The sequence below is a fragment of the Pseudomonas sp. GW822-FHT03F08 genome (assembly GCF_058801265.1).
On record NZ_JBXANC010000004.1, the window covers coordinates 537454 to 562942 of the forward strand.

The following is a 25489-nucleotide window of genomic DNA, read 5'->3' on the forward strand; positions in this document are numbered from 1 at the left end:
ATATATGCATTTATGTGCAGCAGGTATCCTGACCCGGAATTCGGGGCACCCAAGAAGGATTTTCATGCTCAAGACCCTCGCGGTAGCCAATTACCGCTCGATCAATAAATTGGTAATCCCGCTGGGTCGGCTGAACCTGATCACGGGCCCCAACGGCAGCGGCAAGTCCAATCTTTACCGGGCGCTGCGACTGCTGGCGGAAACCGCTCAGGGCGGCGTGGTCAATGCGCTGGCCCGTGAGGGCGGGCTGGACTCGACGTTCTGGGCCGGGCCGGAAACCATCAGCCGGCGCATGCGCAATGGTGAAGTGCCGATTCAATCGACGGTCCGCCAAGGCGTGAAACGTCTGCGGCTGGGGTTTGCCGGAGAGGATTTCAGTTACTCGATCAGCCTCGGGCTCCCCGACTCCAACGGGCATTTCATGCTGCCTGGAGACCGTGTACCGACCCCTTCGCGCTTCAGCCTTGATCCGCAAATCAAGCGGGAATGCATCTGGGCCGGGCCGCTCTATCGACCTGCCAGCTTGCTGGTGGACCGCGACGGGCCAATGATTCGCACCCGTGATGGTCGCACCTGGGATGTCATGGCCCAGCACACGCCGACATTCGACAGCCTGTTCGATCAGGTCGGCAGCCTGCGCACCTCTCCGGAAGTGTTCCAGATGCGCGAGTTCATCCGCCGCTGGCGCTTCTATGATCACTTTCGCAGCGACGCCGACGCCCCGGTGCGCCAGCCACAACTGGGCACGCGCACGCCGGTGCTGCATCACGACGGCCGGGATCTGGCGGCAGCCTTGCAGACCATCCGCGAAATCGGCGACCCCGAGGCGCTGCAGGCCGCGATCAGCGATGCGTTTCCCGGCGCACGGTTGAACATCGCGCCGCTGGCGGGCGGACGCTTTGCCATCGAGTTTTTTCAGGAAGGGTTGTTGCGACCGCTGTCGGCGGCAGAGTTGTCGGACGGCACGCTGCGTTATCTGCTGCTGGTCGCCGCACTGCTGACGCCACGCCCGCCGTCGCTGATGGTGCTGAACGAACCGGAAACCAGTCTGCACCCGGACCTGTTGCCGGCGTTGGCGCGGTTGATCATTCGCGCATCGCAAGAGTGTCAGGTGTGGGTGGTTTCACACGCACGGCGATTGATTTCGGCGTTGCAGGAAGATGAGGAATGCAATTGCATCGTGCTGGAAAAAACCCTCGGCCAGACCGGGATCGTCGGGCAGAGGGTGCTGGATGAGCCGGCGTGGAACTGGCCGGATTAGCTTGTTGATCGATCGTTCCCACGCATGCGTGGGAACGATCATCGGCTTAGCCCTGCCACTTCCCACCCTCAACAATCACGCTCTCAGGCTTGGTGTCATCACTCAGCTCTTTACGCACATATTGGTCATACAGCTTGAGCAGGTATTTCTCTTCACCCAGCTTGGCCAGCTCGGTGTTCACCCAATCGCGCAATTCGATGTTGCCCTTCTTCACCGCCGGTGCAATCGGGGCTTCGGCACCGAGTTTTTCATCCAGCACGCGGTAGCCCGGGTTTTGCTTGGCCCAACTGAACAGCACCAGATTGTCCTGCGCGTAAGCATCGCCACGGCCGTTGGCCAGGGCTTGCAGGGACTCGGAGTTTTTCTCGAACTTCAGCAGCTTCCAGTCCGGGTGATTCTTGGTCAGCCAGATATCGGCAGTGGTGCCGGTGGTGACGATGGTGGTGCGGGTCGCCAGGTCATCCAGTTTCTTCACTTCGCTGCCCTGAGCCACCAACGCCTGCACCGCGACTTTCAGGTTCGGGTTGGTGAATTCCACCGCTTCCTTGCGCTCCGGGGTCACGGTCATGTTGGCGAGGATCAGGTCGACCTTGTCGCTTTGCAGGAACGGAATGCGGCTCGCCGGCTCCACGGCCACGAACTCGACCTTGTTTTCATCGCCCAGCAGATCCTTGGCGAATTGACGGCCGATGTCGGTATCGAAGCCAACATAGCGACCGGCTTCATTGACAAAACCGAACGGCGGCTTGTCGGTGAACACGCCGACGATCAGTTTGTCGCGGGCCTTGATCTTGTCCAGATAACCGGCCGGCGCGGTGCTTTCGCTGGCGACTTTCGGCTTGGCCGGTTCTTCGGTCTTGTTGCAGCCGGCCAGCAACGCGAGGCTGATCAGCGGTAATGCGAATAAAGCTTTGGCAGTTTTCATGGCAGTTCCAGTTCCTTGGTTTGAGTCGTTGTGGGCAGTGCTTCAACGTAGGAGAACTTCTCCAGGAACTGCTGCGCGCGTGCGGTTTGCGGGTTCGTAAAGAAAAGCTCGGGCGGGTTCTGTTCAAGGATGCGCCCGGCATCCATGAACACGATGCGATCGGCCACCGCGCGGGCGAAGGCCATTTCGTGGGTGACGATCAACAGGGTCATGCCTTCGCGGGCCAGGCCCTGAATCACTTCCAGCACTTCCTTGACCATCTCCGGGTCGAGGGCAGCGGTGACTTCATCGAAGAGCATGACCCGCGGGTTCATGCACAACGAGCGGACGATGGCGATGCGTTGCTGCTGGCCGCCGGAGAGCTGGCGCGGGAAGGCATCACGTTTGTCCAGCAGACCAACGCGTTCGAGCAACGCTTCGGCTTGCTGCCGTGCTTCGCGACGTTCGCGTTTCTGCACCTTGAGCGGGCCGAGCAGCAAGTTATCGAGCACGCTCATGTGCGGAAACAGGTGATAACTCTGGAACACCATGCCGATCTGCTGGCGCACTTCACGCCAGTCGGTAGCCTTGTCCAGCAGTTCGCGGCCGGCGAATTTCAAGTGACCGCTGTGGGCGGTTTCCAGACCGTTCAGGCAACGCAGCAGTGTGCTTTTGCCGCAGCCGCTGGGGCCGAGGATGACGATGACTTCGCCGGATTTCACTTGCAGGTCGATGCCCTTGAGCACCTGCTGTTCGCCGAAGAATTTGTTGAAACCCTGAAACTCGATCAATGCGCTCATGCTTGCGTCCAGCGCCGCTCCAGCACACGCGAAGCGGCCGACAGCGGGTAGCAGATGAAAAAGAAAAACAGGAACAGAGCACCGTAGATCAGCACCGATTCGTAGGTGCGCTCGATGATCTGCTGGCCAACCTTGATCACATCCACCACGCCGATCAGCACCGCCAGCGAACTGGTCTTGATGATCCGCGTGTAGACGTTGATGGTCGGTGGCGTCATGCGTTTCAGCGCCTGGGGCAACAGCACGTAGCCATAGAGCTGCGCCGCGTTCAGACCGATCGACAGCCCCGCTTCACGCTGCCCGCGCGGCAACGAATGCAGCGCACCGCGCGCCACTTCGCCGACCTCGCTGGCGCCCCACAGCGACAGCACCAGCACCGCGCACCAGAAGCTCGGCAGGCTCAGGCCAAAGAAAATCGGCAAGCCAAAAAACAGCAGGTACAACCAGACCAGCACCGGAATCGCCCGGAACAGCTCCAGATAAATTCGCAGCACCGCGTTCAGCCACGTCACGTTGAGCGTGCGCAGCACACCGTAGAGCACGCCGCCGACGGTACTGATGGCGATGCTGAGGAACGAGATCGACAGGGTTTGCCCGGCGCCTTTTGCCAATTGCGGCAACGACACCCAGAGCAGTTCAAGACCCGAACTGGCCATGCTGGAGCCTCCTTTCCAGACGGCTCAACAGCAGCGACAGCGGCAGGAACAACAGCACGCAGATCAGCGTCAGCACGGCGAGCATTTCGTAGGTTTTGTAGTAGAGCGCGATGTAGCTCTTGGTGGTGTAGAGAATCTCCGGCACCGCCACGGCCGAGACCACGGTGGTCTCCTTGAGCAGGAAAATGAAATTGGCGAACAGCGACGGCAGGCTGAGGATCCCCGCTTGCGGCAGGATCACGTAGCGCAGCAACTGACCGTGGGACAAGCCGATGGAACGGCCGGACTCCAGTTGCGCCTGAGGCACCGCATCGACGCCGGCGCGCAGCACTTCGGTGAGGTAGGCGCCGCCGAGAAAAGTCATGGTGATGATCGCCGCCGTGAAACCGGAAACCTTGATCCCCAGTGCCGGCAAGGCGAAGTAGACGAAGAACAACTGGATCAGCAGTGGCGTGTTGCGCGCCAGCTCCACATACAGCCCGACCAGCTTTTGCAGGTAAGGCGTGCGGAACACCAGAATCGTCGCATTGAGCAACGCCACCAGCAGCGAGGTGCCGATGGCGATCAAACCGACCTGCAGCGTCACGCCCACGGCTTTGAGAAACGCCGGCAGGGTGCTGAGGATAAATGCGTAATCGAAGTTCATGAAACATCCTGACGCCGCTCGGTAAGCGACGGTGGTGCAGTCCATGGGCAGCGGATAGCTGTCCGGCAGGCACCGACTTTAAAGGTATAAAAAAAAGAATTTAAATACCGATAAAGAATATTGATATCACACAAAAAACTAATCGACGGGTTTGCCGGGAAGGAGGAGGAAGGCTATTGTCCCCAGCGCTGTAGGACGGATCTTTTTTTCATCAAAGCCCTCCAAGGACGAACAGCTTTTGGCCAGACTCCCTCGGCCGAACCCCATAACAAGGAAGAAAACATGGACGTAAAAGTGCCGCAGCGACTGGATCCGCATGAGATTGTGAAATTGTTGGTGGCGTTGCGCCGGGCGTTGAAGACCGGGATAGCCTGAGCTTAAAAAACCCCTCACCCGCACACACAAAAACGCCGATGACCATCACTGGCCATCGGCGTTTTCATACCTGAAGGGGTTGTGTTGCTGCGTCAGATCAGAACGCCGGCAGTACCGCGCCGTTGTACTTCTTCTCGATGAACGCTTTGACTTCCGGGCTGGTCAGGGCCTTGGCCAGCTTCTGGATCGCGTCGCTGTTCTTGTTGTCCTCACGGGCCACCAGGAAGTTCACGTAAGGCGAATCGGCACCTTCGATCACCAGAGCATCCTTGGTCGGGTTCAACTTGGCTTCCAGCGCGTAGTTGGTGTTGATCATGTCCAGGTCGACTTCTTTCAGAACACGCGGCAGCAGGGCCGACTCCAGTTCCTTGAACTTGAAGTTGTGCGGGTTCTTGGCGATGTCTTTTGGCGTGGCCAGGGCGTTCTTCGGATCTTTCAGTTCGATCAGGCCAGCCTTCTGCAGCAGGATCAGTGCACGACCGCTGTTGCTGCCTTCGTTCGGAATGGCGATGGTGGCACCGTCCGGCAGCTCGGCCAGGGTCTTGTACTTGCTCGAGTAGCCGCCAAACGGTTCAACGTGCACACCTTGCACGGTCACCAGGTACTTGGCTTTGTCGTCCTTGTATTTACCCTGGTTGAAGCTGTTCAGGTACGGCAGGGTCTGGAAGTAGTTGGCATCTAGACGCTTCTCGCCAACCTGTACGTTCGGCTGAACGTAGTCGGTGAAGACTTTGATTTCCAGATCCACGTCTTCTTTGGCGAGGGTCGGTTTGATCAGTTCGAGGATCTCGGCGTGCGGAACCGGGGTCGCCGCGACAACCAGTTTCTCGCCGGCCTGCGCCAGGGAAGCCGTCAGAGCAGCCGCCAATGCGGTAAACAACAGAACCTTTTTCATGCAGTGTCCTTATCGAAAATCGGTCGTCATCGACGACGGCATTAATACGTGTGCCAGCGATGTGCTACTGCTGGCGTGAAGCGGACAATACCGGGATTTTTTATTCCCGGACAATAACGTTTATTCAGCTTCATATTCCATTTTGTTCATGTTGAACAAAATGGTTACAACGCCTCGCTCAGGCTCAACAGTAATTTTTTCAATGCCTTACGTTCCTCGGCTGTCCCTTTGGCAGTGATGCTCGCCACCTGACGTTCAATCTGAACCAGCGTCCCAAACACCTCGGGCAGGTTCAGGTGCTCTGGCAGAATTTCCTCGCCAGTGCTCACCAGCAACGCAAAATGAATGACGTTTTCCAGCTCCCGGGTGTTGCCCGGCCAACTGTGTTGCTCCAGCACCTCCTGCGCCGCTTCGCTGATCAGCGGCACCGGCAGATCCAGGCGCTGGCTGTAGATGCCGAGGAAGTACTCGGCCAACGACAGAATGTCGCCGACCCGCGCGCGCAACGCCGGCAGTTCCAGATGCCCCTCGCTGAGATAGTGATAGAGCCGCTCGTGGAATTTCCCCGCCGCCACCGCTTGGGCCAAATCGATGCTGGTCGCCGCCACCAGGCGCACATCCACCGGGCTCGGTTGATGGGCACCGACGCGGGTGACTTCGTGGTTTTCCAGCGCGGCGAGCAACTTGATCTGGATCGGCAACGGCAGGTCGCCGATTTCGTCCAGGTACAAGGTGCCGCCGTTGGCCGAACCGAACCAGCCGGCGCGACTGCTGGCCGAACCGCTGTAACTGCCGGCGGCATAGCCGAACAGTTCGGCATCGGCATACGTCGGGCTGATCGCTCCGCAGTTGACCGAGACAAACAAGCCGCTGCGATCACTGGCGCGGTGGATATGGCGGGCGAGCAATTCCTTGCCGGTGCCGGTCTCGCCGCGAATCAGCACCGAAATCGAGCGCGGTGCGAGTTGGGCCATTTCCTCGCGCAGTTGGCGCGAGCGTGGATCGACGAACACCAGCGCTTTGGCGCGAATGCTCAGGGGACTTTTTTCCGCATCGGGAAAGGTCAGCAACGGCTGACCGAAGGTTTCGAAACTCATGGCAGACTCCCGCCCCAAATCGCCGGGAGACGGGGGCGCTGAAAAAATAAAAATGGTCAGGCACGACGCCGGGCGTGGTGTTCCATGCGGTTTTGCAGGCGATACAGATAAGCGAATCCCTGCTCCCAGCGTTGATGCCCGGACTTCACGTTGATATGGCCGGCGCCCGCGAGAATTCCCGCCTCGGCACCCCAGTTGCGTGCCAGCTCCAAGGCACGCGGCGCGCTGACGGCGGCGTCGTTGTCGGAGCTGACGACCTGGCTCGGGAAAGGCAGCAGGTCGGTTGGAATCGGTGCGAAATTGCGCAGTGCCGGCACGCAGGCCGGACGTTCTACATCCGCCGGCGCGACCAGCAGCGCACCGCGCACCTGACGCAAATGCTGCAACGGCGCGGTGGCCGCCCAGTGCGCCACGGTGATGCAACCCAGGCTGTGGGCGATCAGGATCACCGGCGTGCTGTCGGCGGCAATCGCCTCGGCCAGCGCCGCGACCCAGTCTTCACGACGCGGCGTCAGCCAGTCGGCCTGCTCCACCCGCGCGCTGTTCGGCAGGCTGTTCTGCCAGTGGCTTTGCCAATGATCTTCTGGCGATCCTTGCCAGCCCGGCACAATCAGATAGCGGATTGATTCGTTGCGCATGGGGGAGCTCTCCTGCGTCGTGTCTGTTCCTGAAGGAGTATAGGGACGGGATTTATATTCGTTAAGGAATAAGAAGCTATTTATTAAGACCTGAAAAGAATATAAATCCTCAGGCAAAAAAAGGGGCCGCACCCTGCCAAGGAGACGGCCCCGGAAAAACGTGAAACCCTTATCGTGCAGTGATCACCGACAGTTTGGTGATGCCTGCCCGCTCAATCGAAGCCATGGCTCGCGCCACTTCGCCGTAATTCACCCCGTCGTCAGCCTGCAATTGCACGCGCACTTCCGGGTCCTTGGCCTTGGCCGACTTGAGGTTGAACTCCAGCAGGTCCGGCTGGATTTCGTCCTTGTTGATAAACAGTTTTCCAGCACCGTCGATACTCACCACCAACGGGTCTTTCTGCTCGACCGGCGCCACCGCTTCGGTCTTCGGCAGGTTGATCGGTATCGCGTTGGTCAGCAGCGGCGCGGTGACGATGAACACCACCAGCAGCACCAGCATCACATCCACCAGCGGCGTCACGTTGATCTCGCTCAGCACCTCGTCGCTGTCTTGCGTGGAGAAGGCCATATCAGGACGCCTCCTTCACTTTTGTTGCGTTGCCCTGGGCCGCAGCCTTGTGCGCGGTCGGGTGGATCAGCACGCGGAACGAACTCTTTTGCGCCAGGCTGTAGAAGTCGTGGGCAAAGTCGTCCAGGTCCGCCGCCGTCAGTTTCAGACGACGCAAAAAGTAGTTGTAAACCAGCACCGCCGGCACCGCGACCGCGATCCCCACCCCGGTGGCGACCAGCGCTGCACCGATGGGACCTGCGACCGTTTCCAGACTCGCCGAGCCTGCCGCGCTGATGCCTTTCAACGCTTCCATGATTCCCCACACCGTGCCGAACAGGCCAATGAACGGCGAGGTGCTGCCAATACTCGCAACCACCGCCAGACCGGTTTCCAGCGAACGACGCTCGCGGACGATCTGCTGACGCAAGGCACGTTCGAGGCGATCCTGATGGTTGATCGCCTGGCTCAGGTCATTGGCCTGCGGCGCCTCGCCCACTTGAATCGCCGCATAACCGGCCTGTGCCACCCGCGCTGCCGCGCCGGGCTGGGTTTCGCTCAACTCGGCGGCGGAGTCCAGACTCGACGCCGCCCAGAAGCGCTTGTGAAATTTGCGATCCTGCGCCTTCAACCGGCCAAACTGCACAGCCTTGAGCAATGCCAGGCCCCAGGTGGCGACAGAGAAGACCACCAGCAGCCAGATCACCGCGCTTTCGATGGATTCCAGTGGAGATGCCAGTAACGTCATGATGTGTTCCCTCGTGTAAACGTTTAGCGCGAAATTGGTTTCGGTTTAATGAATCTTGAAATCGATGGGCACGCTGACCCAGCCGTCCTGGGCGACATCACCCTGCTTGGCCGGCACGAAGCTCCAGCGCTTCACGGCGTCCAGCGCCGCGTCGTCGAGCTGTTGCCGGCCACTGCTTTTCTGAATCTGGATCTCACCCGGTTTGCCGCTGGCCAGTACGTGCACCCGGAGCAACACTGTGCCTTCCCAACCGCGACGCTGGGCCAGCGACGGGTATTCCGGCGCCGGGTTCTTCAGGTACGCGGCGTTGGCCGAAGCCGGGGTCACCGGAGCAGGCGCCGGTGGTGCAGGTGGCGCTGGTGCGGCGACCGGGGCCGCCGGTTGTGGCGGAGCCGGGGGTTGCTCGACGGCTTTGGGAGCCGGTTTTGGTACGGGTTTGGCGACCGGTTTCGGCTTGGGAATCGGCTTCGGTTTTGGTGGTGGCTTGGTTGCCAGTTCGTCTTCCACCGGTGGCGGTGGCTCGACCACAGGTGCCGGTGGCGGCGGTACAACCACAGGTGGTGCCGGTGGTGCCGGGCGCGAAAACTCGATGGTCATCGGTGGAATTTCCGGCGGCACGATCGGCAGCGCCGGTGTCGGATGCTGATTGATCCAGTAGATCACCGCGCCATGCACCACCAGCGCCAGAACGCCGAGCAGAATCGTTTCGCGGCGGCTCAGAATGCCCTTGGGCGCGCGCTGCAAACGCAGTTGCCCCAACGGCACACGATGGGGCCGGCCGAGATCGACCAACTCGCCGCTCGGCGCCTGGCGCCACAGCACCTCCTGTGCACTGGCGGCGGTCTGGACATTGCCCATTGATTTACTCCCTGCGGTCTCTTTGCGTTTTTTCGCGTAGCCGATGCGCCGCTTGTTGAATCCCCCACGGCGTGATCGATGGGTTAATCATTGGGCTAGAGGCTTATCTCCGAAAGTAATCTTTCATGTTATGGATAGATGTTTATGGAATATAAAAAACGGTCATTTCCGCCAAAGCCACGGCCCGCAAGGCTTCCAGCGATTCGCCAGAATCGACATGCTTTCCCGGCATAAAAAGTATTCATCCAAGGCATCGGGTTATCGACGCCCCGGCATTCAGTGACAACTAATACCAAGGTGATAGTTGACGAACTTTTCAAGAGGCAAATAAAAAGGCCGATGCATGTTTAATGCATCGGCCTTCGACTTACAGAATTTCTTATTGTTTCACAAACTCCCCGGCCAGACCGACTACATCACCGTCAAAGTTGGTGCGCGAACCCACCGCACGAACTTTCGAGTAGTTGTGATCCGGCGAGAACAGGGTCCAGGACTGATAGCCAGTGCCGTCATTCAGAGCCGCGAAAGTAATGATCGTAGGCTGCCCGGTGCTGTTCTGGAAGTGGTAGTGACCGTACGCGATGTCGTAGTTCACGCCGTTCTGGCTGAATTTGCCGCTGAAGGTGCCGTTGGAGTCGTTGCCATCGGTAATCGTCAGTTTGGCGCCAGCGTTAGCGTTTACATAGTTGCCATTAATGCTCGACATAACGAGATTTCCTTTATCGTTGGATAAGTGTCTTCCGATGAGAGCAAGTTTCCTCCTGGAAACTCACGACACTCAGGATGGTTGGACATTTACTTATTGTCCACGCGACTTTTCAACGATATTGCTATATGCACTATTCATGTCGCTCATAACTTATTTCGAATCTGAAGAGTGTTAATAGCATTTAAACTAACGGCTGGCGTTGGTCTGTTGCACACCGACTACCGGCGCAATCACTGCCGTCTCCGAACGCGGCGTTCCGGCCGGTACCCAGTCATAACTCACAGGCAGTGCTCGATACACCCAGTTGCTGATCGCATCGCTGCCTGGCGCCTTGCCCAGATATGGGCTGACGTATTCCCAGACGTTTTCACCGCTGGCCGTTACCTGGAAAAACCGCCCGTTCATGCCCTCGTCGATCAACGTGTTGCCGTTGGGCAAACGCCGCGCGCTGCTGATGAACGAGCTGTAGAACGCCCACCCCGGCTGCTTCGAATTGGCGGCGCTGTACTGCCAGACGATTTCGTTTTTCACCGGGTCGATTTCCAGCACCCGCGAGCCGGAAATCAGCCCCAGCGTGACGTTGGGATAACCCGCCGAACCCTGGTTGTCGAACACCAGCAGATTGCCGGCGCCAGGCAGCCCGGCCGGGATGATGTGCGCATCATGCTGACCGACGAACTGGTCCACCGGGCGCGGTATTTTCTGCGCGGTTTTCGGGTTGGCCAGCGGCAGGTTCGGCCCCAGGCGCCAGACCACTTTGCCGCTGTGTTTGTCGATGATGGCGATGAAATTGGCGTTGCGTGAGTCGAGCAGCAGATTGTCCGGATTGAAGCGCTTGTCGCCTGCGTCAAACCATTTGTTCGGCCCGACCAGGCTGAGGTTGTTGATGTGCAGGTAATCCGGATTTTCACTGGCACGCACCAGCTTCAATTGCTCGGCAGTGAAACCGAATTCGTTCAAGTGATCCGACGCCAGCCACTGCCATTTCACCTCGCCTGCGGGGCTGACTTCATAGATCGCATCGTCGATCACCTCGGGCACTTTGAAGCCTTTGACCTTGTGCACCTTGTTCGCCAGCACCACGGTGTTGCCGTTGCTCAGGCGACGCTGGTCGTGATGCTGTTGCGCAGCGCCACCGGGTGCCTTGTCGCCCCACTGCCAGACGACTTTGCCGTTCCAGTCCAGCTCGCCGACACTCTGATTGCCCAGGCCGTTACCGGCGGAACCGAGCTTGCCCGGATCCTTTTCGCTCAGTTGCAGCAGGACGTGACCGCGCTCACCACCGACCAGTTTCGGGTCGATGACTGCTGACGGGAAACCGGCCTGAGGCCAGCTCTTCACTTCGTTGCCGTTCATGTCGATCAGGTGCGTCTGCTTGTCGGCACCGCTGAAGATCACATATTGGTTGAAGGCCTTGGCCGGGTCGTATCGGGTGACGCCTGTGGGATAGACGCTGGGCGCGGCGAGCGCTCCGGCACTGAGCACTGCGCCGGACAACAACACCGGTAAAGCGGTTTTGATGCGCAACATGATGCAGCTCCTTGAAGGATCGATCAGAAGTCGTAGCGACCGGTGACGCCGAGGGTGCGCGGCGTGCCGAGCAGGCCTTCATAACCGCCGTTGCCGCCGGTCCACAGGGTCGTGTAGTAGGTTTTGTCGAAGGCGTTTTTCAGCCACAGCGAGACGTCCCACTGGCCCTGATTGAAATCACCGCGCAGGCCGGTGGAGAGATTGACCACCGCGTAACTCGGGATCTGGCCGTAGTCGGAATCCTCGACGGTGCCCACCGCTTTGGATCGGAATGCGTAGCTGCCGGTGACGTAAGGTTGCAGCCCGTTGGCCAGATTCCATTCGTATTTGCCGTTGGCATTGCCGATCCATTTCGAGGCACCGACGACCTGATGACCGCTGAGGTCGCAAGAGGCCGGAGCCCCCGGCGCCAGACTGACTTCCGGCGGGCACGGCGCGTCTTTGTACGAGAGGTAACTGACGTCGTTGAACGAGCCGTTGAAGTTCAGGGTCAGGCCACGCAGCGGGATCACGGTGCTTTCGAATTCCACACCACGCGAGCGCACAGAGCCGGCATTGGTCAGGTATTGCACGCGGTTGACGTCGTCGTAGGCGTTGGTCTGGTAGGCGTTGACCTGAGTCCAGAACAGGTTGGCGTTGAGCTGCAGGCGGCGGTCCCACAGGGTGCTCTTGAAGCCGAGCTCGGCGTTGTTGGCGCGCTCGGTGCCGATCAGCAGCGAGTCGGCGCCAGCGGTCGGAGCGGAACCGACCACGAGGTTGACCCCGCCGGATTTTTCGCCGTGGGACAGCGTGGCGTAGCCGAGCAGATCATCGGTAATGCGATAGCTGAGGTTGAGCAATCCGGATGGGCTGGAGCTGTACTGGTTCAGATCGCCAGAGTCGTAAGCGCCGGTACGTCCGCGTCGTGCAGTGGCCGCTGCACCGGTGACAGCGGCGCCACCGACCGGTGCATCGCGAGTGACCCAGGCATTCTTCTCTTCATAGGTGCCGCGCACCCCGGCGGTGAAATCCAGACGCTCGGTGAGGTGCCAGGTGCCTTGGGCAAACAGGGCGAAACTGTCGGTCTTGATGTGACCGTTGCCGACGCTGCCGACATTGGCCAATGCGCCCCGTGGCGTGCCGTTCCAGATGTCGGCCTGCGGGCCGTAATAGGCGAAGGATTTGTTGTCCAGATCCGAACCGAAGTAGTACGCGCCTAGCACGTAATCAAAGAACTCCCCCTTGGGCGATGCGAGGCGAAATTCCTGCGAGTACTGTTTGTCCTCGACGGAAACCCCGGCGTTGTAGGTCGCCGCGACATTGAGGCCATCGTCGTTGGCCGGGGTGAAATTCCAGAAGCGATAGGAGCTGATCGACGTCAGGGTGAAGTCGCTCGGCAGCGTCCAGTTAGCCTCCACCGACGTGCCGCCCTGATGCACCGTGACGTGCTGGTCGTTGTCCAGATTGACCTTGCGGTGCGAACCGTTGACCAGCGTCGCGCCGGCGGCGTTGGCCCGCGACTGATAGAGGTTGACGCCGTTGATGGTCGGCCCGGTGTTGTACAGCACGCGGGTGCCGGCGCTGGAGTCCTCTTCGTTGTAGTCACCGATCCAGCGCAGATTGAAATCTTCGTTGGGCTTGAACAGCAACTGCGCACGGAAGCCGTCGCGGGAACCGCCGTTCAGGTCATGACCGTTGAATTCGTTTTTGATGTCGCCGTCGCTGCGGGTGCGATAAGCGGAAATGCGCCCGGCCAATTGATCGTTGAGCGGTCCGGAAAGGGTGCCCTTGGTCTGGAAATAACCGTCCTCGCCGACCGAGGTTTCGATGCTGCGCTCCGGGGTGAAACTCGGCGCGCGGGTGCTGATGTTGATCACCCCGGCGGTGGTGTTTTTGCCGAATAAAGTACCTTGCGGCCCGCGCAGGACTTCGAGCTGTTCGATGTCCATCAGGTCGAACACCGCCATCCCCGGACGGCCCAGATAAACGTTGTCGATGTACAGGCCGACGCTGCCTTCCAGACCGTCGCTGGCCGGGTTGTTGCCCAGGCCCCGGATCGACACGCTGGACTGGCGTGCATGCATGTAGGCGACGTTGACGCTGGGCACCAGTTGCTGCAGATCCTGAATCCGATAGACCCGCTGCGTCTCCAGGGTCTGGCCGCTGACCACGCTCATCGGCGTCGGTACATCCTGCGAACTTTCTTCGCGACGGCGAGTGGTGACCGTCACGGTTTCCAGTTGCGAAGTGGCGGTGGCGTTTTTGCCTGCCGGGGGCGGTACAGGGTTTTGAGCTTCATCGGCGTAACCCTGATTCCAGCTGGCACTCCCCGCCAGCAAAAGGGCCAGAGGCAAGCGTTTGAGCCGTCGTGGCGGCGGCGGTGAAGCGAGGTTCAACGGACTCATGGGGCTGCTCCTGGTCAAAAAACACGCTGACATCTTCCGTGCAGCATATTCTTTTAAGTTATTTATTTATGTTTTTACAAAGATTTACTGCATAAGAGATTGCCTTTATAAGGAGTCGACCTAATGCATATCCAATGCATTTCCCGGATATTTTTTATGTGAAAAATGCATATCGACTTGCGCCAGCTCAGACACTTCATCGCCCTCGCCGAACAACGCAGCTTCGTCGCGGGCGCGCAGGCGGTGAACCTGTCGCAGTCGGCATTCAGCCGCAGCATTCAGGCGCTGGAACACAGCGTCGGTTGCCAGTTGGTGGATCGCGGGCGCAAGGAATTGCCGCCGACCAAACAGGGCCAGGTGCTGCTTGAACACGCACGGCGACTGGTCAGCGGCGCCCAGCAAATGGCCAATGAGATCAGCCAGTTCAACGGGCTGGAGGCGGGAGAGTTGCGCTTCGGTTGCGGCCCGGCGCCGGCGGCAGGATTGATCCCACGGGCGATCGGCAGTTTCATCGGCCGATACCCGAAAGCGCGGGTGCATTACCAGGTCGATGACTGGCAGAGTCTGAGCAAGCGGCTGCTGAGTGAAGAGTTTGAATTTTTCGTCGCCGACACCCGCCACTTCGAGGCGGATCCGGATTATCTGACCTACCGATTGCGGCCACGCAAATGGCATTTCTGCTGCCGCGCCGGGCATCCGTTGGCTGCTTTTGAGCGGGTCTCGGCCGAGCAATTGATGAGTTATCCACTGGCGGTCAGCATTCGCCCGCCGAATCTGCGCAAGGTCATCGTCGACCTCAGTGGCCGCCCGGATTTCATACCCAATGTCGAGTGTGAGAACAGCGCCAGTCTGCTCGGTGTAGTGCTGCGCTCCGACGCGATCGGCATCGTCGGTGCCTATTCGGATGCGCTGCATCAGGCCCGGGGTGAACTGGTGTGTTTAAAAATCGAGGGGTTGGCGGATGATCTCGAGGAGCTGTACACGCGCTACGGAATTGTCAGTCGCGCCGGGTATCGGTTGTCGCCATTGGCCGAGGCAATGATCGAGCAAATCAAGGCGATTGATGCGGTGGATGAGGAGGTGTGCTCGCTGGCAAACCTCGCCGTCTGAGTCCATGCGTTTCATGCATCACAAGCATTCCCCGAATGCACTTGCCGAACACCCTCGCCGAAAGCGAAAAACCTCGCCTGTCTTTCTGACTGGTGAACCCCATGTCCAACCCGCAAAACCCCGTGCGCAACGTGCTGTACATCATGTGCGATCAACTGCGCCGCGATTACCTGTCCTGCTACGGCCACCCGCACCTGCACACCCCGAACATCGATCGCCTGGCCGCTGCCGGCGTGCGCTTCAGCCGCGCCTACACCCAAGGCACGATCTGCGGGCCGTCGCGGATGTCGGCCTACACCGGGCGTTACGTCAGCAGCCATCAGGTGGCGTGGAACGCCGTGCCGCTGCCGCTGGAAGAACTGACCATCGGCGATTACCTGCGGCCCCACGGCATTCGTACTGCGCTGGTCGGCAAGACCCACGCCACGGCCAACGTGGATGCCTTGCAGCGGCTGGCGATCAACCCTGAAAGCGCACAGGCCGAAGTGCTGAATGAAGTCGGCTTCGAGCCGTACTTTCGCCACGACGGCATCTTCCCCGACGACCCGCTGTTCGATGACAAACGCGAATCCGCGCCGTACACCCATTACCTGCGCGAGCAGGGGTTCGAGGGGCGTAACCCCTGGCACGACTGGGCCAACGCTGCCGAAGGCGAAAGCGGCGAAATCCTCAGTGGCTGGAAAATGCGCAACGCCCATTTGCCGGCGCGAATTCCCGAGCAACATTCAGAGACTGTCTACACTACAAATCGAGCCATCGACTTCATCGGTGAGCAAGGTGAAAAACCGTGGTTTTTACACCTGTCCTATATCAAACCCCACTGGCCCTACATCGTACCTGAGCCGTACCACACTTTGTACAGTACGAAATCGATTCTCGAACCGGTACGTAATGCCTCTCCAAGCGACCACCCGGTCTATCAGGCCTTTCGCCAGCATGAGGAAAGCCTGAACTTCTCCAAAGATCCGGTACGACTGAACGTGATCCCGACGTACATGGGCCTGGTCAAACAGGTCGATGACCAGTTGGGGCGGCTGTTCGATTTCCTGCAAAGCAACGGTCGCTGGGATGACACCTTGATCGTGTTCACCAGCGATCACGGCGACTTCCTGGGCGATCACTGGCTGGGTGAGAAGGAGTTTTTGCTGGAGCAAGCGGTGGGCGTGCCATTGATCGTGCGCGACCCGCGTGCGGCGGCGGACATCACACGGGGGACGGTGGACGAACGCCTGGCGGAAACCATCGACGGCGTGCCGACCTTTCTCGAAGCGCTTGGCGTGACTGGCGCGGAGCATCGACTGGAAGGTCGCTCGTTGATTCCATTGCTGCACGGTGAAAACCCTGACTGGCGCCGCTATGCGATCAGCGAATACGACTACGCCTTCCAGGCCCCGGCACGGGAGCGACTGGGCCAGCCGATCGACCGTTGCCGCATGACCATGGTGCGCAGCGAACGCTGGAAATACCTGGCGTACGACGGCTTCCGGCCGCAGCTTTTCGATCTGTTGAATGATCCGCAGGAGCTGCAGGATCTGGGCGCTGATCCTACGTATGCGGCGGTGCGCGAGGAGCATGCGGGGTATCTGTTCGAGTGGGTGCGCGGGCTGAAGCGGCGCACGACGATCAGTCATCAGGAGATTGATTTGCGTGGGCAGCGGTTTCGTTATGGGGAGCCGGAGACCGAGAAGCTCGTTCAGATTGGCGTCTGGTGAAAGGACTGCGGGCAAGCCGGATAGCCGGCTTGCCCGCGATGAGGTCTTATCAGACGCCGACGATTTCAGCGCCTTTGATGGTCTGGCTACGCTGCCCATTCGCCCCAACCGGCACTTCCCCCTTAAGCGTCACCCGACGCACCACCCGATCCTGAGTGCCGTAATCATCAATCGCATAATGCTGCGTCGAACGGTTATCCCAGATCGCCACATCACCGGCCTTCCAGCGCCAACGCACGACGTTCTCCTGGCGAATCACATGACTTTGCAGCAAGCCGAAAAGGTGCGCCGAATCCGCCTGGGAATAGCCCTTGATGCGCTTGACGAAATGCCCCAGCAGCAAGCTTTTTTCGCCGCTGATCGGGTGTACACGCACCACCGGATGCTCGGTCTCGTAAACCGTCGAGGTGAAGATCTTGCGATAGCGCTCAAGCTTCTCCGCCGACACGTCCGGCTTCGCCCCGGCGTAGTCGTATTCGTTGCTGTGCACGGCCACCAGCTTGTCCGCCAGCTCGCGCAATTCGGTCGGCAGTTCGTTGTACGCGGTCGCGGTGTTCGCCCACAGGGTGTCACCGCCGAATGCCGGAGCCACCACCGAGCGCAGGATCGACGCTTTCGGGTAGGCATCAACGAAGGTCACGTCGGTGTGCCAGGAGTTGGCTCGCTGCCCTTCGGCGCCATCCAGCTCCAAGAGATAACGAGTGCCCTCGCGGGACGGCACAGTCGGATGCGCCACCGGCTCGCCGAGCAGATGTGCAAAGGCTTCCTGGCGCTGATCGTCGAGCTGAGTCTGCTCGCGGAAGAACACGACCTTGTATTGCACCAGCGCCTGTTGAATGGCTTCAACCGTCGCGGCATCCAGCTCACCGGACAGGTGCACACCACGGATTTCGGCGCCGATACGGCCGGCCACCGGATGAATCTCCAGCGCGTGGACAGCGGGTTTTACAGCGAGTGCGGCATTGCTCATGGGTAGACCCTCATCGACTGCTTGCGGTTGGACGGCAGCGAAACAACGCTCTATCTATATTCCATTTACATCTAATAGATATTCACATGCTTCGTTGACGGAATAAGAGCTTGCATTTAAAACCTCAAGCAACCCTCGTCGCAAATGCCTTCGAGCTATTTTTAGGATGCCGGAAAAGCATATGGATCTTCGCCAGTTGCGCTACTTCATCGCCCTCAACGAACACCGCAGTTTTGTCCGCGCGGCCGATGCCATGGGCATCACTCAACCGGCGTTCAGCCGCAGCATTCAAGGGCTGGAGCAGGAGTTCGGCTGCGTGCTGGTGGATCGCGGCAACAAGGATCTGCGCCCCACGCCCGAAGGCCAGGTGGTGCTGCAACACGCCCTGACCCTGGTGCAGGGCGCGGCATTGCTCAGCGCCGAGGTGACGCAGATGACCAAGCTCGACGCCGGCGAACTGCACTTCGGTTGCGGACCGGCGCCGGCGGTGAAACTGGTGCCGGATGCGGTGGCGCAATTCATCAATGCGCACCCGAAAGTGCGCACCTGTTTTCAGGTGGATAACTGGGAAAAACTCAGCCGCGCCCTGAGCCGCGAGGAGATCGAGTTCTTCATCGCCGACATCCGCCATTTCGAATCCGACCCGAACTTCCAGACCCAGCCGCTGACACCCAAGCGCGGGGTGTTTTTCTGCCGGCCGGGGCATCCGCTGCTGGCCAAGGAAAGCTTGTCGACCAACGACATGTTCGACTACCCGCTGGCGACCACGCTGATCCCGCCGGGCATTCGCAAACTGCTGGCAAACCTCAGCGGCCGGATCGACTTTTCCCCCACCATCGAGACCGAGCATTTTCCGGCGCTGGTGAAAGTGGTGCTGCAATCCAACGCGATTGGCGTGGGCACTGAAGAGGCGTTTGTCGAGGACATCGCCCAGGGCTCACTGGCGCTGCTGCACTGGCGCAACCTGCCGCAGAATCTGGAAAGCATGAATGCGCGGTGCGGGATTGTGAGCCGCACGGGATTCCGGCTGTCACCGGCGGCGCGGGCGATGATCGAGACGTTGGTGGCGGTGGATAAACAGGAAATCAGTGTCGCGGTTTAAGGATCCTTCCCACGCTCAACGTGGGAAGGATCACATCACTCAGAGCTTCGCAGCCGCCAGCTCAGGCGCCACCCACTCGTTCACCTTGAACGGCTTGCGGATCAGCTTCTGCTGCGCCGCCAGATCCACCTTGCCCTGCAGGTTTTCGAGGAACAGAGGATCCAGTGTCGACGGGAACACTTCGCTCAGGTTCTGATCCTTCAGATCCTGAGTCAGGATGACCGGCGGATAGCTCGCCAGCCCCGAAACCAGTTGCACGTAGGCGTCCTTGTTGCTGTCCTGAGTCAGCCACTCTACCGCCTGTTGCTGCGCCTTGAGCAGCTTCGCCACGGCTTCCGGGTGCCCGTCGACAAACTTGCCGGTACCCACCAGCACCGACTGCACACTGCCGGCACCACCGAGGTCCTTGGTGTTCAGTGGCAACTCGGCCAGGCCCTTGGCCTGCAAGGCGGTGAGCCCGGAGCTGCCCCACGACGCATCGATCTGCTTCGCCGCCAGCGCGGCAACCGCTGCGTTGAAATCGAGGTTGATCACCTTCACGTCCTTCTCGCTCAGGCCCACGCTGGCCAATGCCGCATCGAACGACAACTGGGTCGCGGTGCCCCGGAAGATCGCCACGCGCTTGCCCTTGAGATCCTGCAACGTTTTGATCCCCGAACCCGGCACCACGCCCAGGTATTGCTTCACACCCCGGGCGCTGGCGCTGAGCAGACGCGTATCCAGCCCGTTGGACTTGCCGATGATGGCCGCCAGATCACCCAGATACGCCAGGTCCACCTGACCGTTGGCGAACGCCTCGTTGATCACCGGCCCGGCGCCCTTGAAGAAACTCCACTGAATCTTGATGCCCTGATCGGCGAAGGCCTTTTCGAAGATCTGCTGATCGCGCAGCACGTCCACGATGCCCCCGCCGCTGTGCTGGGTGCCGGCGCTCAGATCAGGCACGGCGATCCTGATTTCCTTGAGTTCGTCGGCCTGGGCAGAGAACGCCAGCAGACCCGCCAGTGCCGGCGCGGCAAACAGGCTGATGACACGTTTGAAGGGAAGGTTCATGGGTGCGGCTCCTGATCACGGCGGGCATTGAGGAGCCGAAAGTAGGCGCAATCCGTACCAGCGCTTAAATACTTAAAAAGCACATTTTTATAGCTTTTAAAGCTAAGCCAGCAAAGTCGGGACATACAGGCCGGTATGCATGGAGAGCATCGAAAATATTCTTCGAATGCATTGGATGCGTGCAGGGCTGGAGGCCTTAAATGGCGCTGCTTATCTCCAAAATGATTATTTTTTAATTTATTTATAACAATTGGTTTTTAGCTAATTCCGCTGACTCGATCCAACCCGACAACGGAGGTCACCCATGGCCCGTGAATCCCTGCTCAGCCTGCCACTGGCCGCACCGCAGTTGAAAAACCGGCGCACTTGGCCAAGTCTGAGCCACCGCGTTTTACCCTGGCTACTGCCGCTTGGACTGTTCGCCCTGTGGTGGCTGGCGGCGCGCAATCAATGGATGAGCGAACAGATCCTGCCGGCGCCATCGCTGGTATGGAGCAGTGCCGTCGAGCTGTCCCAAGGCGAGTTGTGGAGTCACTTGTGGATCAGCCTGCAACGACTGTTCTGGGGCCTGCTCGCCGGGATCTCGGCTGGTGCCGTACTCGGTGCAGCGCTGGGGTTCAGCCGTCGCCTCGAACGCCTCATCTTTCCGACCTTCGCCGGTCTGGCCCAGGTGCCGACGCTGGCGTGGATTCCGCTGTTCATGGTGTTTTTCGGTATCGGCGAAACACTGAAACTGGTGGTGCTGGTCAAGGCCATCGTGGTGCCGGTGACCCTGCACACACTGGTCGGCGTGCGTGACGCACAACCGAAACTGCGCGAAGCCGCCGCCGTGTTGCGCCTGCCGCCACGCCTGCTGATCCGCCGACTGGTGCTACCCGCCGCCCTCCCGGCGTTCATGGCCGGCGTGCGTCTGGCGCTGGCCGCTGGCTGGACTTCATTGCTCGCGGTGGAACTGCTGGCCTCCAGCGAAGGCATCGGTTACCTGATGGTCTGGGCGCGGCAGCTGTTCATGCTCGACATCGTGTTCGTGTGCATCGTGGTGATCGGCCTGATCGGCGTGGCGATGGATCGCGGCATCGGCCTGCTGGACAGAAAACTGGTGCACTGGCCGCACCCGGCCACGGCAGAAATTCGTCGCGGGCCGCGCTATGAAGGCTGGCAGCGCGTGCAGCCGTGGCTGTTGCCGCTGGGGTTGTTTGCGCTGTGGCAACTGGCGGTCGATCAGCAATGGGTCGACGCCAACATTCTGGTCAGCCCGTTGGCGGTGCTTGAGGCGACGAAAAACGGATTGCTCGATGGCACGTTGATCTCGGGCATGGCCCTGAGCCTGGGTCGCACACTCGGCGGCCTGTTGATTGGCGGCGGCCTCGGCCTCGTTCTGGGTTTGCTGCTGGGTCTTTCGCGCACCAGCGAACGCGTGCTCGGCCCGACTCTCGCCGCGCTGCGGCAGATCGCGATTTTCGCCTGGGTGCCGCTGTTGACCGCATGGTTCGGTCTGGGCGAGTTGGCCAAGTGGGTGTTCGTCGCCCTTGCCGCGTTTTTCCCGCTGTTCATCGCCACCCAACGCAGCGTTGCCAACCTTTCGCCGCAACTCAATGAAGCCGCGCAGGTGCTGCGCCTGAGCCTCACTCAACGACTACGCCGACTGGTATTGCCGGGCGCCGCGCCGGGGATTTTCGCCGGGCTGCGCCTGAGCCTGATCTACGCCTGGCTCGGCACCATCGGCGCCGAATATTTCATGCCGTCCAACGGCGGCATCGGCAGCCAGATGATCGGCGCCCAACAACTGCTGCGCATGGACCTGATCATGGCCGGGATGCTGCTGGTCGGCCTCACCGGCGCCCTGCTCAACCTCATTGGCCAACGCCTGGAAATCCGCGCCACCCGCTGGAGACACGCATGAACGCACCGATTGTCAGCTTCACCCACGTAGGCAAATCCTTCGACGTCGACGGCTTCGAACTGGAGGCGATTCGCGAATTCAACCTCGACATTGCCGAGGGCGAATTCGTCGCCATCGTCGGCTCCAGCGGCTGCGGCAAATCCACTCTGCTGCGCTTGCTGGTGGGCCTCGACACACAGTTTCGCGGGCAGATCACGGTCGATGGAAAAGCCGTCAGCGGGATCGGCGGCGAGCGCGGCATCGTGTTTCAGGAACACCGTTTGTTCCCGTGGCTGACGGTGGCCGACAACATCGGCCTGGGCCTGGTCAACGAGCCGCTGGCTGCCTCCGAAAAGCAGCAACGCATCAACGACTTCATCGAACTGGTGGGCCTGCGCGACTTCACCCGCGCCTACCCGCATCAACTCTCCGGTGGCATGGCGCAGCGCGTGGCGATTGCTCGCGGGCTGGTGGCGAGCCCACGGATCCTGCTGCTCGACGAACCCTTCGGCGCCCTCGACGCGCTGACCCGCCAGCAGATGCAGGACGAGCTGCTGGCGATTCGTGAACGGGCAAAAATCACCACGATTCTGGTCACTCACGATGTCGAGGAAGCGATTTTCCTCGCTGATCGCGTGGTGGTGATGGAACCGCGCCCCGGCCGGATCAAACAAGTGGTGGACATCGCCCTGCCCCATCCGCGCCAGCGCAGCAGTTTTGACTTCCATCAGTTGCGCGAAGAACTGCTGCACGAACTGACCAGTGATGACCATTACCAACCGAGCGTGCCGGTACAGATCCGTGATCTGCCGTTGTCGTTCATTGCCTGCTGAACAGGAGCCTGTTGATGCCGCAACGTCCCAACTTTCTGGTGATTCTGGCCGATGACCTCGGCTTCTCCGACATCGGTGCCTTCGGCGGCGAAATCGCCACGCCGAACCTCGATGCCCTGGCCAACAACGGCCTGCGCCTGACCGACTTTCACACTGCACCGACCTGCTCGCCGACCCGCTCGATGCTGCTCACCGGCACCGATCACCACATCGCCGGCATCGGTACCATGGCCGAAACGCTGACGCCGGAACTGATCGGCAAACCGGGTTACGAGGGTTACCTCAATGATCGTGTCGTCGCGTTGCCGGAGTTGCTGCGCGAAGCGGGTTACCAGACCTTGATGAGCGGCAAATGGCACCTGGGCCTGACCGCCGAACTGGCGCCCCACGCCCGTGGCTTCGAGCGCTCGTTCTCGCTGCTGCCCGGCGCCGCGAACCATTACGGATTCGAACCGACCTACGATGAGCACACGCCGGGATTGCTGAAATCCACCCCTGCGCTGTACATCGAAGACGACACTTTCATCGACGAATTGCCCAAGGATTTTTATTCCTCCGACGCTTTCGGCGACAAGCTGTTGCAGTACCTCAAGGAGCGCGATCAGAGCCGGCCGTTCTTCGCTTACCTGCCGTTTTCCGCGCCGCACTGGCCGTTGCAGGCACCCGCCGACATCGTCGAAAAATACCGTGGCCGCTACGACGCGGGCCCCGAAGTCTTGCGCCTCGAACGTCTGGAAAAACTCAAATCGCTGGGGCTTATCGAGCCGGATGTCGAGCCGCATCCGCTGATCCAGCTGACCGCGCAATGGGCTGCGTTGAGTGATGAGCAGAAGCAGATTTCCGCGCGGGCGATGGAGGTCTACGCCGCGATGGTCGAGCGCATGGACTGGAACATCGGCCGCGTCGTCGACTACCTGCGCCAGCAAGGCCAACTCGACAACACCTTCATCCTGTTCATGTCCGACAACGGTGCCGAAGGCGCGCTGCTGGAGGCTTTCCCGAAATTCGGCCCGGAGCTGGTGACCTACCTGAGCCAGCATTACGACAACAGCCTCGACAACATCGGCCGCGCCAATTCCTACGTCTGGTACGGGCCGAACTGGGCGCAGGTGGCGACCGCGCCGTCACGCCTGTTCAAGGCGTTCACCACCGAGGGCGGGATTCGTGTTCCGGCACTGCTGCACTATCCACAGCTGCCGTTGAAGGGGCAGATCAGCCATGGTTTCGGCACGGTGATGGACATCACGCCGACCATCCTCGATCTGGCCGGCGTGCGCCATCCGGGCAAGCAGTGGCACGGCAAACCGGTGGCGTCGTTGCGTGGCAAATCGTGGCTGGGTTTCTTGTCCGGCGAAACGGCGCAGGTGCATGACGAACACACCGTTACCGGCTGGGAACTGTTCGGGCGCCGGGCGATTCGGCAGGGGCAGTGGAAGGCGGTGTGGATCCCCGGGCCAGTGGGGCCGGCGACCTGGCAGCTTTATGATCTGGGCAGTGATCCGGGGGAGATTCATGACCTGGCGTCGAGTCAGCCGCAGAAGCTTGAAGCGCTGATCGAGCATTGGCAGCGGTATGTGGAGGAGACCGGGGTGATTTTGAGTGAGTCGCCGTTTCAGCCGGATTGAGGGTGACGGATGCCCGCTATCGCCGGTTGGCCGGCGATAGCTTCGAATACCTTCAAGCCTGAGCCGTCTGCACTTCTTTCTGCACCACCTCTTCTTTGCGAACGAACCGGTTCGCCCGTCCAAACGTCCCGAAATCGTTGAACCGAACCCCCATCTCCCGCATCACCTTGTGCGCCACCGGCACCGTCAGCTGGCGAATGTAGAACGGCTCCTTCACCACAAAATGATGAATCCCGTGACTGCTGCCGAAGTTGAAGCAGAACGCCTGCAACGGCCAGAGCCACCACGGATTCAACACCTGGCACTGCTGCAGCACATTGCCCGCTTCGATGTCGCCGTAGTAATGCATGTTCGAACTGATGAAGTGCAGGCAGAAGGTGCGCAACACGTTCGGCCCGATGATGACCACAGCGGCGATGTCGATCACTTGCATCACCGACAACGTGGTCGCTGACCATTCAATCGGTGAGCCCATCAAGTAAGCGATGCCGTTGGCCGCATGGAAGCCGAGAAACACATACCACGCACCCCAATGCACCAGCGCCAGCGGCGCGTAGACCTTCAGCGAACGCTTGATGATGCTGAACTTGTGCGTCCATGTCCTGGCCCGCAGCATGCGGATGAACGCCGACATCACGTTGTCGCCGACCATCAGCAACCGCGCAAAACCCCAGGGTTCACCGTTGGTGATCGCCCGCTCTTCCATGTCGGTTTCGGTGCCGGACACCTTGTGGTGATTGAGGTGCAGATGACGACGGATCCACGGGTTGATCGTACTCGGCCGCGCCAGCCACACCAGGCCCATCATCAGATTGTGCGGCACGCGCTGTTTGCGGAAATACATGCTGTGAATCAGGTCGTGTTCGAGCTCATGGGTCAGCGAAGCAAAAAACGCGTTCAGCAACAGGCATACCCACCAAGCCATGTGCCCGCTGATGTAGAGCGCCGCCGAACCGATCATCCCGGCCAGCGCGAAGGCCAGAATCCCCGCGCCGAGGGCGTCCTGATGGTTGAGAATCGGGTAGCGCTCACGCAGCTCGACGCCTTTGGCCAGCACCACTTCGCGAATATGCGCTGATCGCTGGGCAGCATTGTGTCGCTGGGGACTTGCAGAAGTACGGTCCATGCTTCCATCCTCTGGTTATTGATGT

The 25489-nt window shown here is 60.2% G+C and carries 23 protein-coding genes; 7 read left to right on the top strand and 16 right to left on the bottom strand.

Translation table 11 applies throughout. The features are described 5' to 3' along the window. The first annotated feature begins 64 nt into the window (after window positions 1-64). On the top strand, window positions 65-1261 hold the full coding sequence (locus AC1RME_RS12915; RefSeq protein ID WP_096821880.1) for an AAA family ATPase: 1197 nt from the start codon (window positions 65-67) through the stop codon (window positions 1259-1261). A gap of 46 nt (window positions 1262-1307) precedes the next feature. Here the strand turns inward: AC1RME_RS12915 and AC1RME_RS12920 are convergent, their stop codons facing one another. The 13 genes from AC1RME_RS12920 to AC1RME_RS12980 all read right to left on the bottom strand — a co-directional run bounded on the left by AC1RME_RS12920 (window position 1308) and on the right by AC1RME_RS12980 (window position 14051). Next, window positions 1308-2186: a transporter substrate-binding domain-containing protein gene (locus tag AC1RME_RS12920; protein ID WP_096821879.1), complete on the bottom strand. Its 879-nt coding sequence runs from the start codon at window positions 2184-2186 to the stop codon at window positions 1308-1310. Continuing rightward, entirely contained in the window at window positions 2183-2965 is a 783-nt protein-coding gene (locus AC1RME_RS12925; protein ID WP_096821878.1) for an amino acid ABC transporter ATP-binding protein, read from the bottom strand. Before AC1RME_RS12925 ends, AC1RME_RS12920 begins: the two co-directional genes overlap by 4 nt. After that, complete coding sequence (locus tag AC1RME_RS12930; protein WP_096821877.1) at window positions 2962-3621, bottom strand: amino acid ABC transporter permease; 660 nt, start codon at window positions 3619-3621, stop codon at window positions 2962-2964. The genes AC1RME_RS12925 and AC1RME_RS12930 overlap by 4 nt, the downstream gene beginning before the upstream one ends. Continuing rightward, complete coding sequence (locus tag AC1RME_RS12935; protein ID WP_096821876.1) at window positions 3602-4267, bottom strand: amino acid ABC transporter permease; 666 nt, start codon at window positions 4265-4267, stop codon at window positions 3602-3604. The genes AC1RME_RS12930 and AC1RME_RS12935 overlap by 20 nt, the downstream gene beginning before the upstream one ends. A gap of 472 nt (window positions 4268-4739) precedes the next feature. Further along, the gene (locus AC1RME_RS12940) at window positions 4740-5537 is read right to left on the bottom strand and encodes a MetQ/NlpA family ABC transporter substrate-binding protein (RefSeq protein WP_493091354.1); all 798 of its coding nucleotides are present in this window, start codon (window positions 5535-5537) and stop codon (window positions 4740-4742) included. Window positions 5538-5701: 164 nt separating this feature from the next. Beyond that, a complete protein-coding gene (locus AC1RME_RS12945; protein ID WP_096821874.1) occupies window positions 5702-6634 on the bottom strand; it encodes a sigma 54-interacting transcriptional regulator in 933 nt (310 codons plus the stop codon). A 56-nt stretch (window positions 6635-6690) separates the two neighbouring features. Continuing rightward, the gene (locus AC1RME_RS12950) at window positions 6691-7272 is read right to left on the bottom strand and encodes an alpha/beta hydrolase (RefSeq protein WP_085712674.1); all 582 of its coding nucleotides are present in this window, start codon (window positions 7270-7272) and stop codon (window positions 6691-6693) included. Window positions 7273-7441: 169 nt separating this feature from the next. Further along, window positions 7442-7843 (bottom strand): ExbD/TolR family protein, encoded by a 402-nt coding sequence (locus tag AC1RME_RS12955; protein WP_003220570.1) that lies wholly within the window; start codon window positions 7841-7843, stop codon window positions 7442-7444. 1 nt (window position 7844) lies between these two features. Further along, entirely contained in the window at window positions 7845-8570 is a 726-nt protein-coding gene (locus AC1RME_RS12960) for a MotA/TolQ/ExbB proton channel family protein (RefSeq protein ID WP_011331927.1), read from the bottom strand. Window positions 8571-8615: 45 nt separating this feature from the next. Beyond that, window positions 8616-9428, bottom strand: a complete 813-nt coding sequence (locus AC1RME_RS12965; protein ID WP_041475106.1) for an energy transducer TonB — start codon at window positions 9426-9428, stop codon at window positions 8616-8618. Window positions 9429-9807: 379 nt separating this feature from the next. Continuing rightward, window positions 9808-10134 carry a hypothetical protein gene (locus AC1RME_RS12970; protein WP_007952780.1) on the bottom strand — a complete coding sequence of 109 codons (327 nt, stop codon included), beginning with the start codon at window positions 10132-10134 and terminating at the stop codon, window positions 9808-9810. Between the two features lie 189 nt (window positions 10135-10323). Further along, window positions 10324-11667: an aryl-sulfate sulfotransferase gene (locus AC1RME_RS12975; RefSeq protein WP_493091356.1), complete on the bottom strand. Its 1344-nt coding sequence runs from the start codon at window positions 11665-11667 to the stop codon at window positions 10324-10326. Window positions 11668-11690: 23 nt separating this feature from the next. Then, the gene (locus tag AC1RME_RS12980) at window positions 11691-14051 is read right to left on the bottom strand and encodes a TonB-dependent receptor (protein ID WP_096821872.1); all 2361 of its coding nucleotides are present in this window, start codon (window positions 14049-14051) and stop codon (window positions 11691-11693) included. A gap of 165 nt (window positions 14052-14216) precedes the next feature. On the opposite strand from AC1RME_RS12980, the gene AC1RME_RS12985 reads away from it, so the two are divergent. After that, complete coding sequence (locus AC1RME_RS12985) at window positions 14217-15161, top strand: LysR family transcriptional regulator (protein ID WP_096821871.1); 945 nt, start codon at window positions 14217-14219, stop codon at window positions 15159-15161. Between the two features lie 101 nt (window positions 15162-15262). After that, window positions 15263-16873, top strand: a complete 1611-nt coding sequence (locus AC1RME_RS12990) for an alkaline phosphatase family protein (RefSeq protein WP_096821870.1) — start codon at window positions 15263-15265, stop codon at window positions 16871-16873. Between the two features lie 49 nt (window positions 16874-16922). Here AC1RME_RS12990 and AC1RME_RS12995 read toward each other — a convergent pair whose 3' ends face one another. After that, window positions 16923-17843: a TauD/TfdA dioxygenase family protein gene (locus AC1RME_RS12995; RefSeq protein ID WP_096821869.1), complete on the bottom strand. Its 921-nt coding sequence runs from the start codon at window positions 17841-17843 to the stop codon at window positions 16923-16925. A 181-nt stretch (window positions 17844-18024) separates the two neighbouring features. On the opposite strand from AC1RME_RS12995, the gene AC1RME_RS13000 reads away from it, so the two are divergent. Further along, the gene (locus AC1RME_RS13000; RefSeq protein ID WP_039764497.1) at window positions 18025-18945 is read left to right on the top strand and encodes a LysR family transcriptional regulator; all 921 of its coding nucleotides are present in this window, start codon (window positions 18025-18027) and stop codon (window positions 18943-18945) included. A gap of 39 nt (window positions 18946-18984) precedes the next feature. Here the strand turns inward: AC1RME_RS13000 and AC1RME_RS13005 are convergent, their stop codons facing one another. Further along, entirely contained in the window at window positions 18985-19998 is a 1014-nt protein-coding gene (locus AC1RME_RS13005) for an ABC transporter substrate-binding protein (protein WP_011331920.1), read from the bottom strand. A 304-nt stretch (window positions 19999-20302) separates the two neighbouring features. On the opposite strand from AC1RME_RS13005, the gene AC1RME_RS13010 reads away from it, so the two are divergent. The 3 genes from AC1RME_RS13010 to AC1RME_RS13020 are packed head-to-tail and all read left to right on the top strand — an operon-like array spanning window position 20303 to window position 24338. Further along, a complete protein-coding gene (locus tag AC1RME_RS13010; protein ID WP_493091360.1) occupies window positions 20303-21901 on the top strand; it encodes an ABC transporter permease in 1599 nt (532 codons plus the stop codon). Further along, window positions 21898-22713 carry an ABC transporter ATP-binding protein gene (locus tag AC1RME_RS13015; RefSeq protein ID WP_096821867.1) on the top strand — a complete coding sequence of 272 codons (816 nt, stop codon included), beginning with the start codon at window positions 21898-21900 and terminating at the stop codon, window positions 22711-22713. Before AC1RME_RS13010 ends, AC1RME_RS13015 begins: the two co-directional genes overlap by 4 nt. A gap of 14 nt (window positions 22714-22727) precedes the next feature. Next, window positions 22728-24338 carry an arylsulfatase gene (locus tag AC1RME_RS13020; protein ID WP_096821866.1) on the top strand — a complete coding sequence of 537 codons (1611 nt, stop codon included), beginning with the start codon at window positions 22728-22730 and terminating at the stop codon, window positions 24336-24338. A 52-nt stretch (window positions 24339-24390) separates the two neighbouring features. Here the strand turns inward: AC1RME_RS13020 and AC1RME_RS13025 are convergent, their stop codons facing one another. Then, window positions 24391-25464 (bottom strand): fatty acid desaturase, encoded by a 1074-nt coding sequence (locus tag AC1RME_RS13025; protein WP_096821865.1) that lies wholly within the window; start codon window positions 25462-25464, stop codon window positions 24391-24393. Window positions 25465-25489: the final 25 nt, after the last annotated feature.

Bases quoted from the DNA above. Each gene is read 5' to 3' on its own strand.
- AC1RME_RS12915 (WP_096821880.1), top strand. From the start codon at position 65: ATGCTCAAGACCCTCGCGGTAGCCAATTACCGCTCGATCAATAAATTG.
- AC1RME_RS12920 (WP_096821879.1), bottom strand. From the start codon at position 2,186: ATGAAAACTGCCAAAGCTTTATTCGCATTACCGCTGATCAGCCTCGCG.
- AC1RME_RS12925 (WP_096821878.1), bottom strand. From the start codon at position 2,965: ATGAGCGCATTGATCGAGTTTCAGGGTTTCAACAAATTCTTCGGCGAA.
- AC1RME_RS12930 (WP_096821877.1), bottom strand. From the start codon at position 3,621: ATGGCCAGTTCGGGTCTTGAACTGCTCTGGGTGTCGTTGCCGCAATTG.
- AC1RME_RS12935 (WP_096821876.1), bottom strand. From the start codon at position 4,267: ATGAACTTCGATTACGCATTTATCCTCAGCACCCTGCCGGCGTTTCTC.
- AC1RME_RS12940 (WP_493091354.1), bottom strand. From the start codon at position 5,537: ATGAAAAAGGTTCTGTTGTTTACCGCATTGGCGGCTGCTCTGACGGCT.
- AC1RME_RS12945 (WP_096821874.1), bottom strand. From the start codon at position 6,634: ATGAGTTTCGAAACCTTCGGTCAGCCGTTGCTGACCTTTCCCGATGCG.
- AC1RME_RS12950 (WP_085712674.1), bottom strand. From the start codon at position 7,272: ATGCGCAACGAATCAATCCGCTATCTGATTGTGCCGGGCTGGCAAGGA.
- AC1RME_RS12955 (WP_003220570.1), bottom strand. From the start codon at position 7,843: ATGGCCTTCTCCACGCAAGACAGCGACGAGGTGCTGAGCGAGATCAAC.
- AC1RME_RS12960 (WP_011331927.1), bottom strand. From the start codon at position 8,570: ATGACGTTACTGGCATCTCCACTGGAATCCATCGAAAGCGCGGTGATC.
- AC1RME_RS12965 (WP_041475106.1), bottom strand. From the start codon at position 9,428: ATGGGCAATGTCCAGACCGCCGCCAGTGCACAGGAGGTGCTGTGGCGC.
- AC1RME_RS12970 (WP_007952780.1), bottom strand. From the start codon at position 10,134: ATGTCGAGCATTAATGGCAACTATGTAAACGCTAACGCTGGCGCCAAA.
- AC1RME_RS12975 (WP_493091356.1), bottom strand. From the start codon at position 11,667: ATGTTGCGCATCAAAACCGCTTTACCGGTGTTGTTGTCCGGCGCAGTG.
- AC1RME_RS12980 (WP_096821872.1), bottom strand. From the start codon at position 14,051: ATGAGTCCGTTGAACCTCGCTTCACCGCCGCCGCCACGACGGCTCAAA.
- AC1RME_RS12985 (WP_096821871.1), top strand. From the start codon at position 14,217: ATGCATATCGACTTGCGCCAGCTCAGACACTTCATCGCCCTCGCCGAA.
- AC1RME_RS12990 (WP_096821870.1), top strand. From the start codon at position 15,263: ATGTCCAACCCGCAAAACCCCGTGCGCAACGTGCTGTACATCATGTGC.
- AC1RME_RS12995 (WP_096821869.1), bottom strand. From the start codon at position 17,843: ATGAGCAATGCCGCACTCGCTGTAAAACCCGCTGTCCACGCGCTGGAG.
- AC1RME_RS13000 (WP_039764497.1), top strand. From the start codon at position 18,025: ATGGATCTTCGCCAGTTGCGCTACTTCATCGCCCTCAACGAACACCGC.
- AC1RME_RS13005 (WP_011331920.1), bottom strand. From the start codon at position 19,998: ATGAACCTTCCCTTCAAACGTGTCATCAGCCTGTTTGCCGCGCCGGCA.
- AC1RME_RS13010 (WP_493091360.1), top strand. From the start codon at position 20,303: ATGGCCCGTGAATCCCTGCTCAGCCTGCCACTGGCCGCACCGCAGTTG.
- AC1RME_RS13015 (WP_096821867.1), top strand. From the start codon at position 21,898: ATGAACGCACCGATTGTCAGCTTCACCCACGTAGGCAAATCCTTCGAC.
- AC1RME_RS13020 (WP_096821866.1), top strand. From the start codon at position 22,728: ATGCCGCAACGTCCCAACTTTCTGGTGATTCTGGCCGATGACCTCGGC.
- AC1RME_RS13025 (WP_096821865.1), bottom strand. From the start codon at position 25,464: ATGGACCGTACTTCTGCAAGTCCCCAGCGACACAATGCTGCCCAGCGA.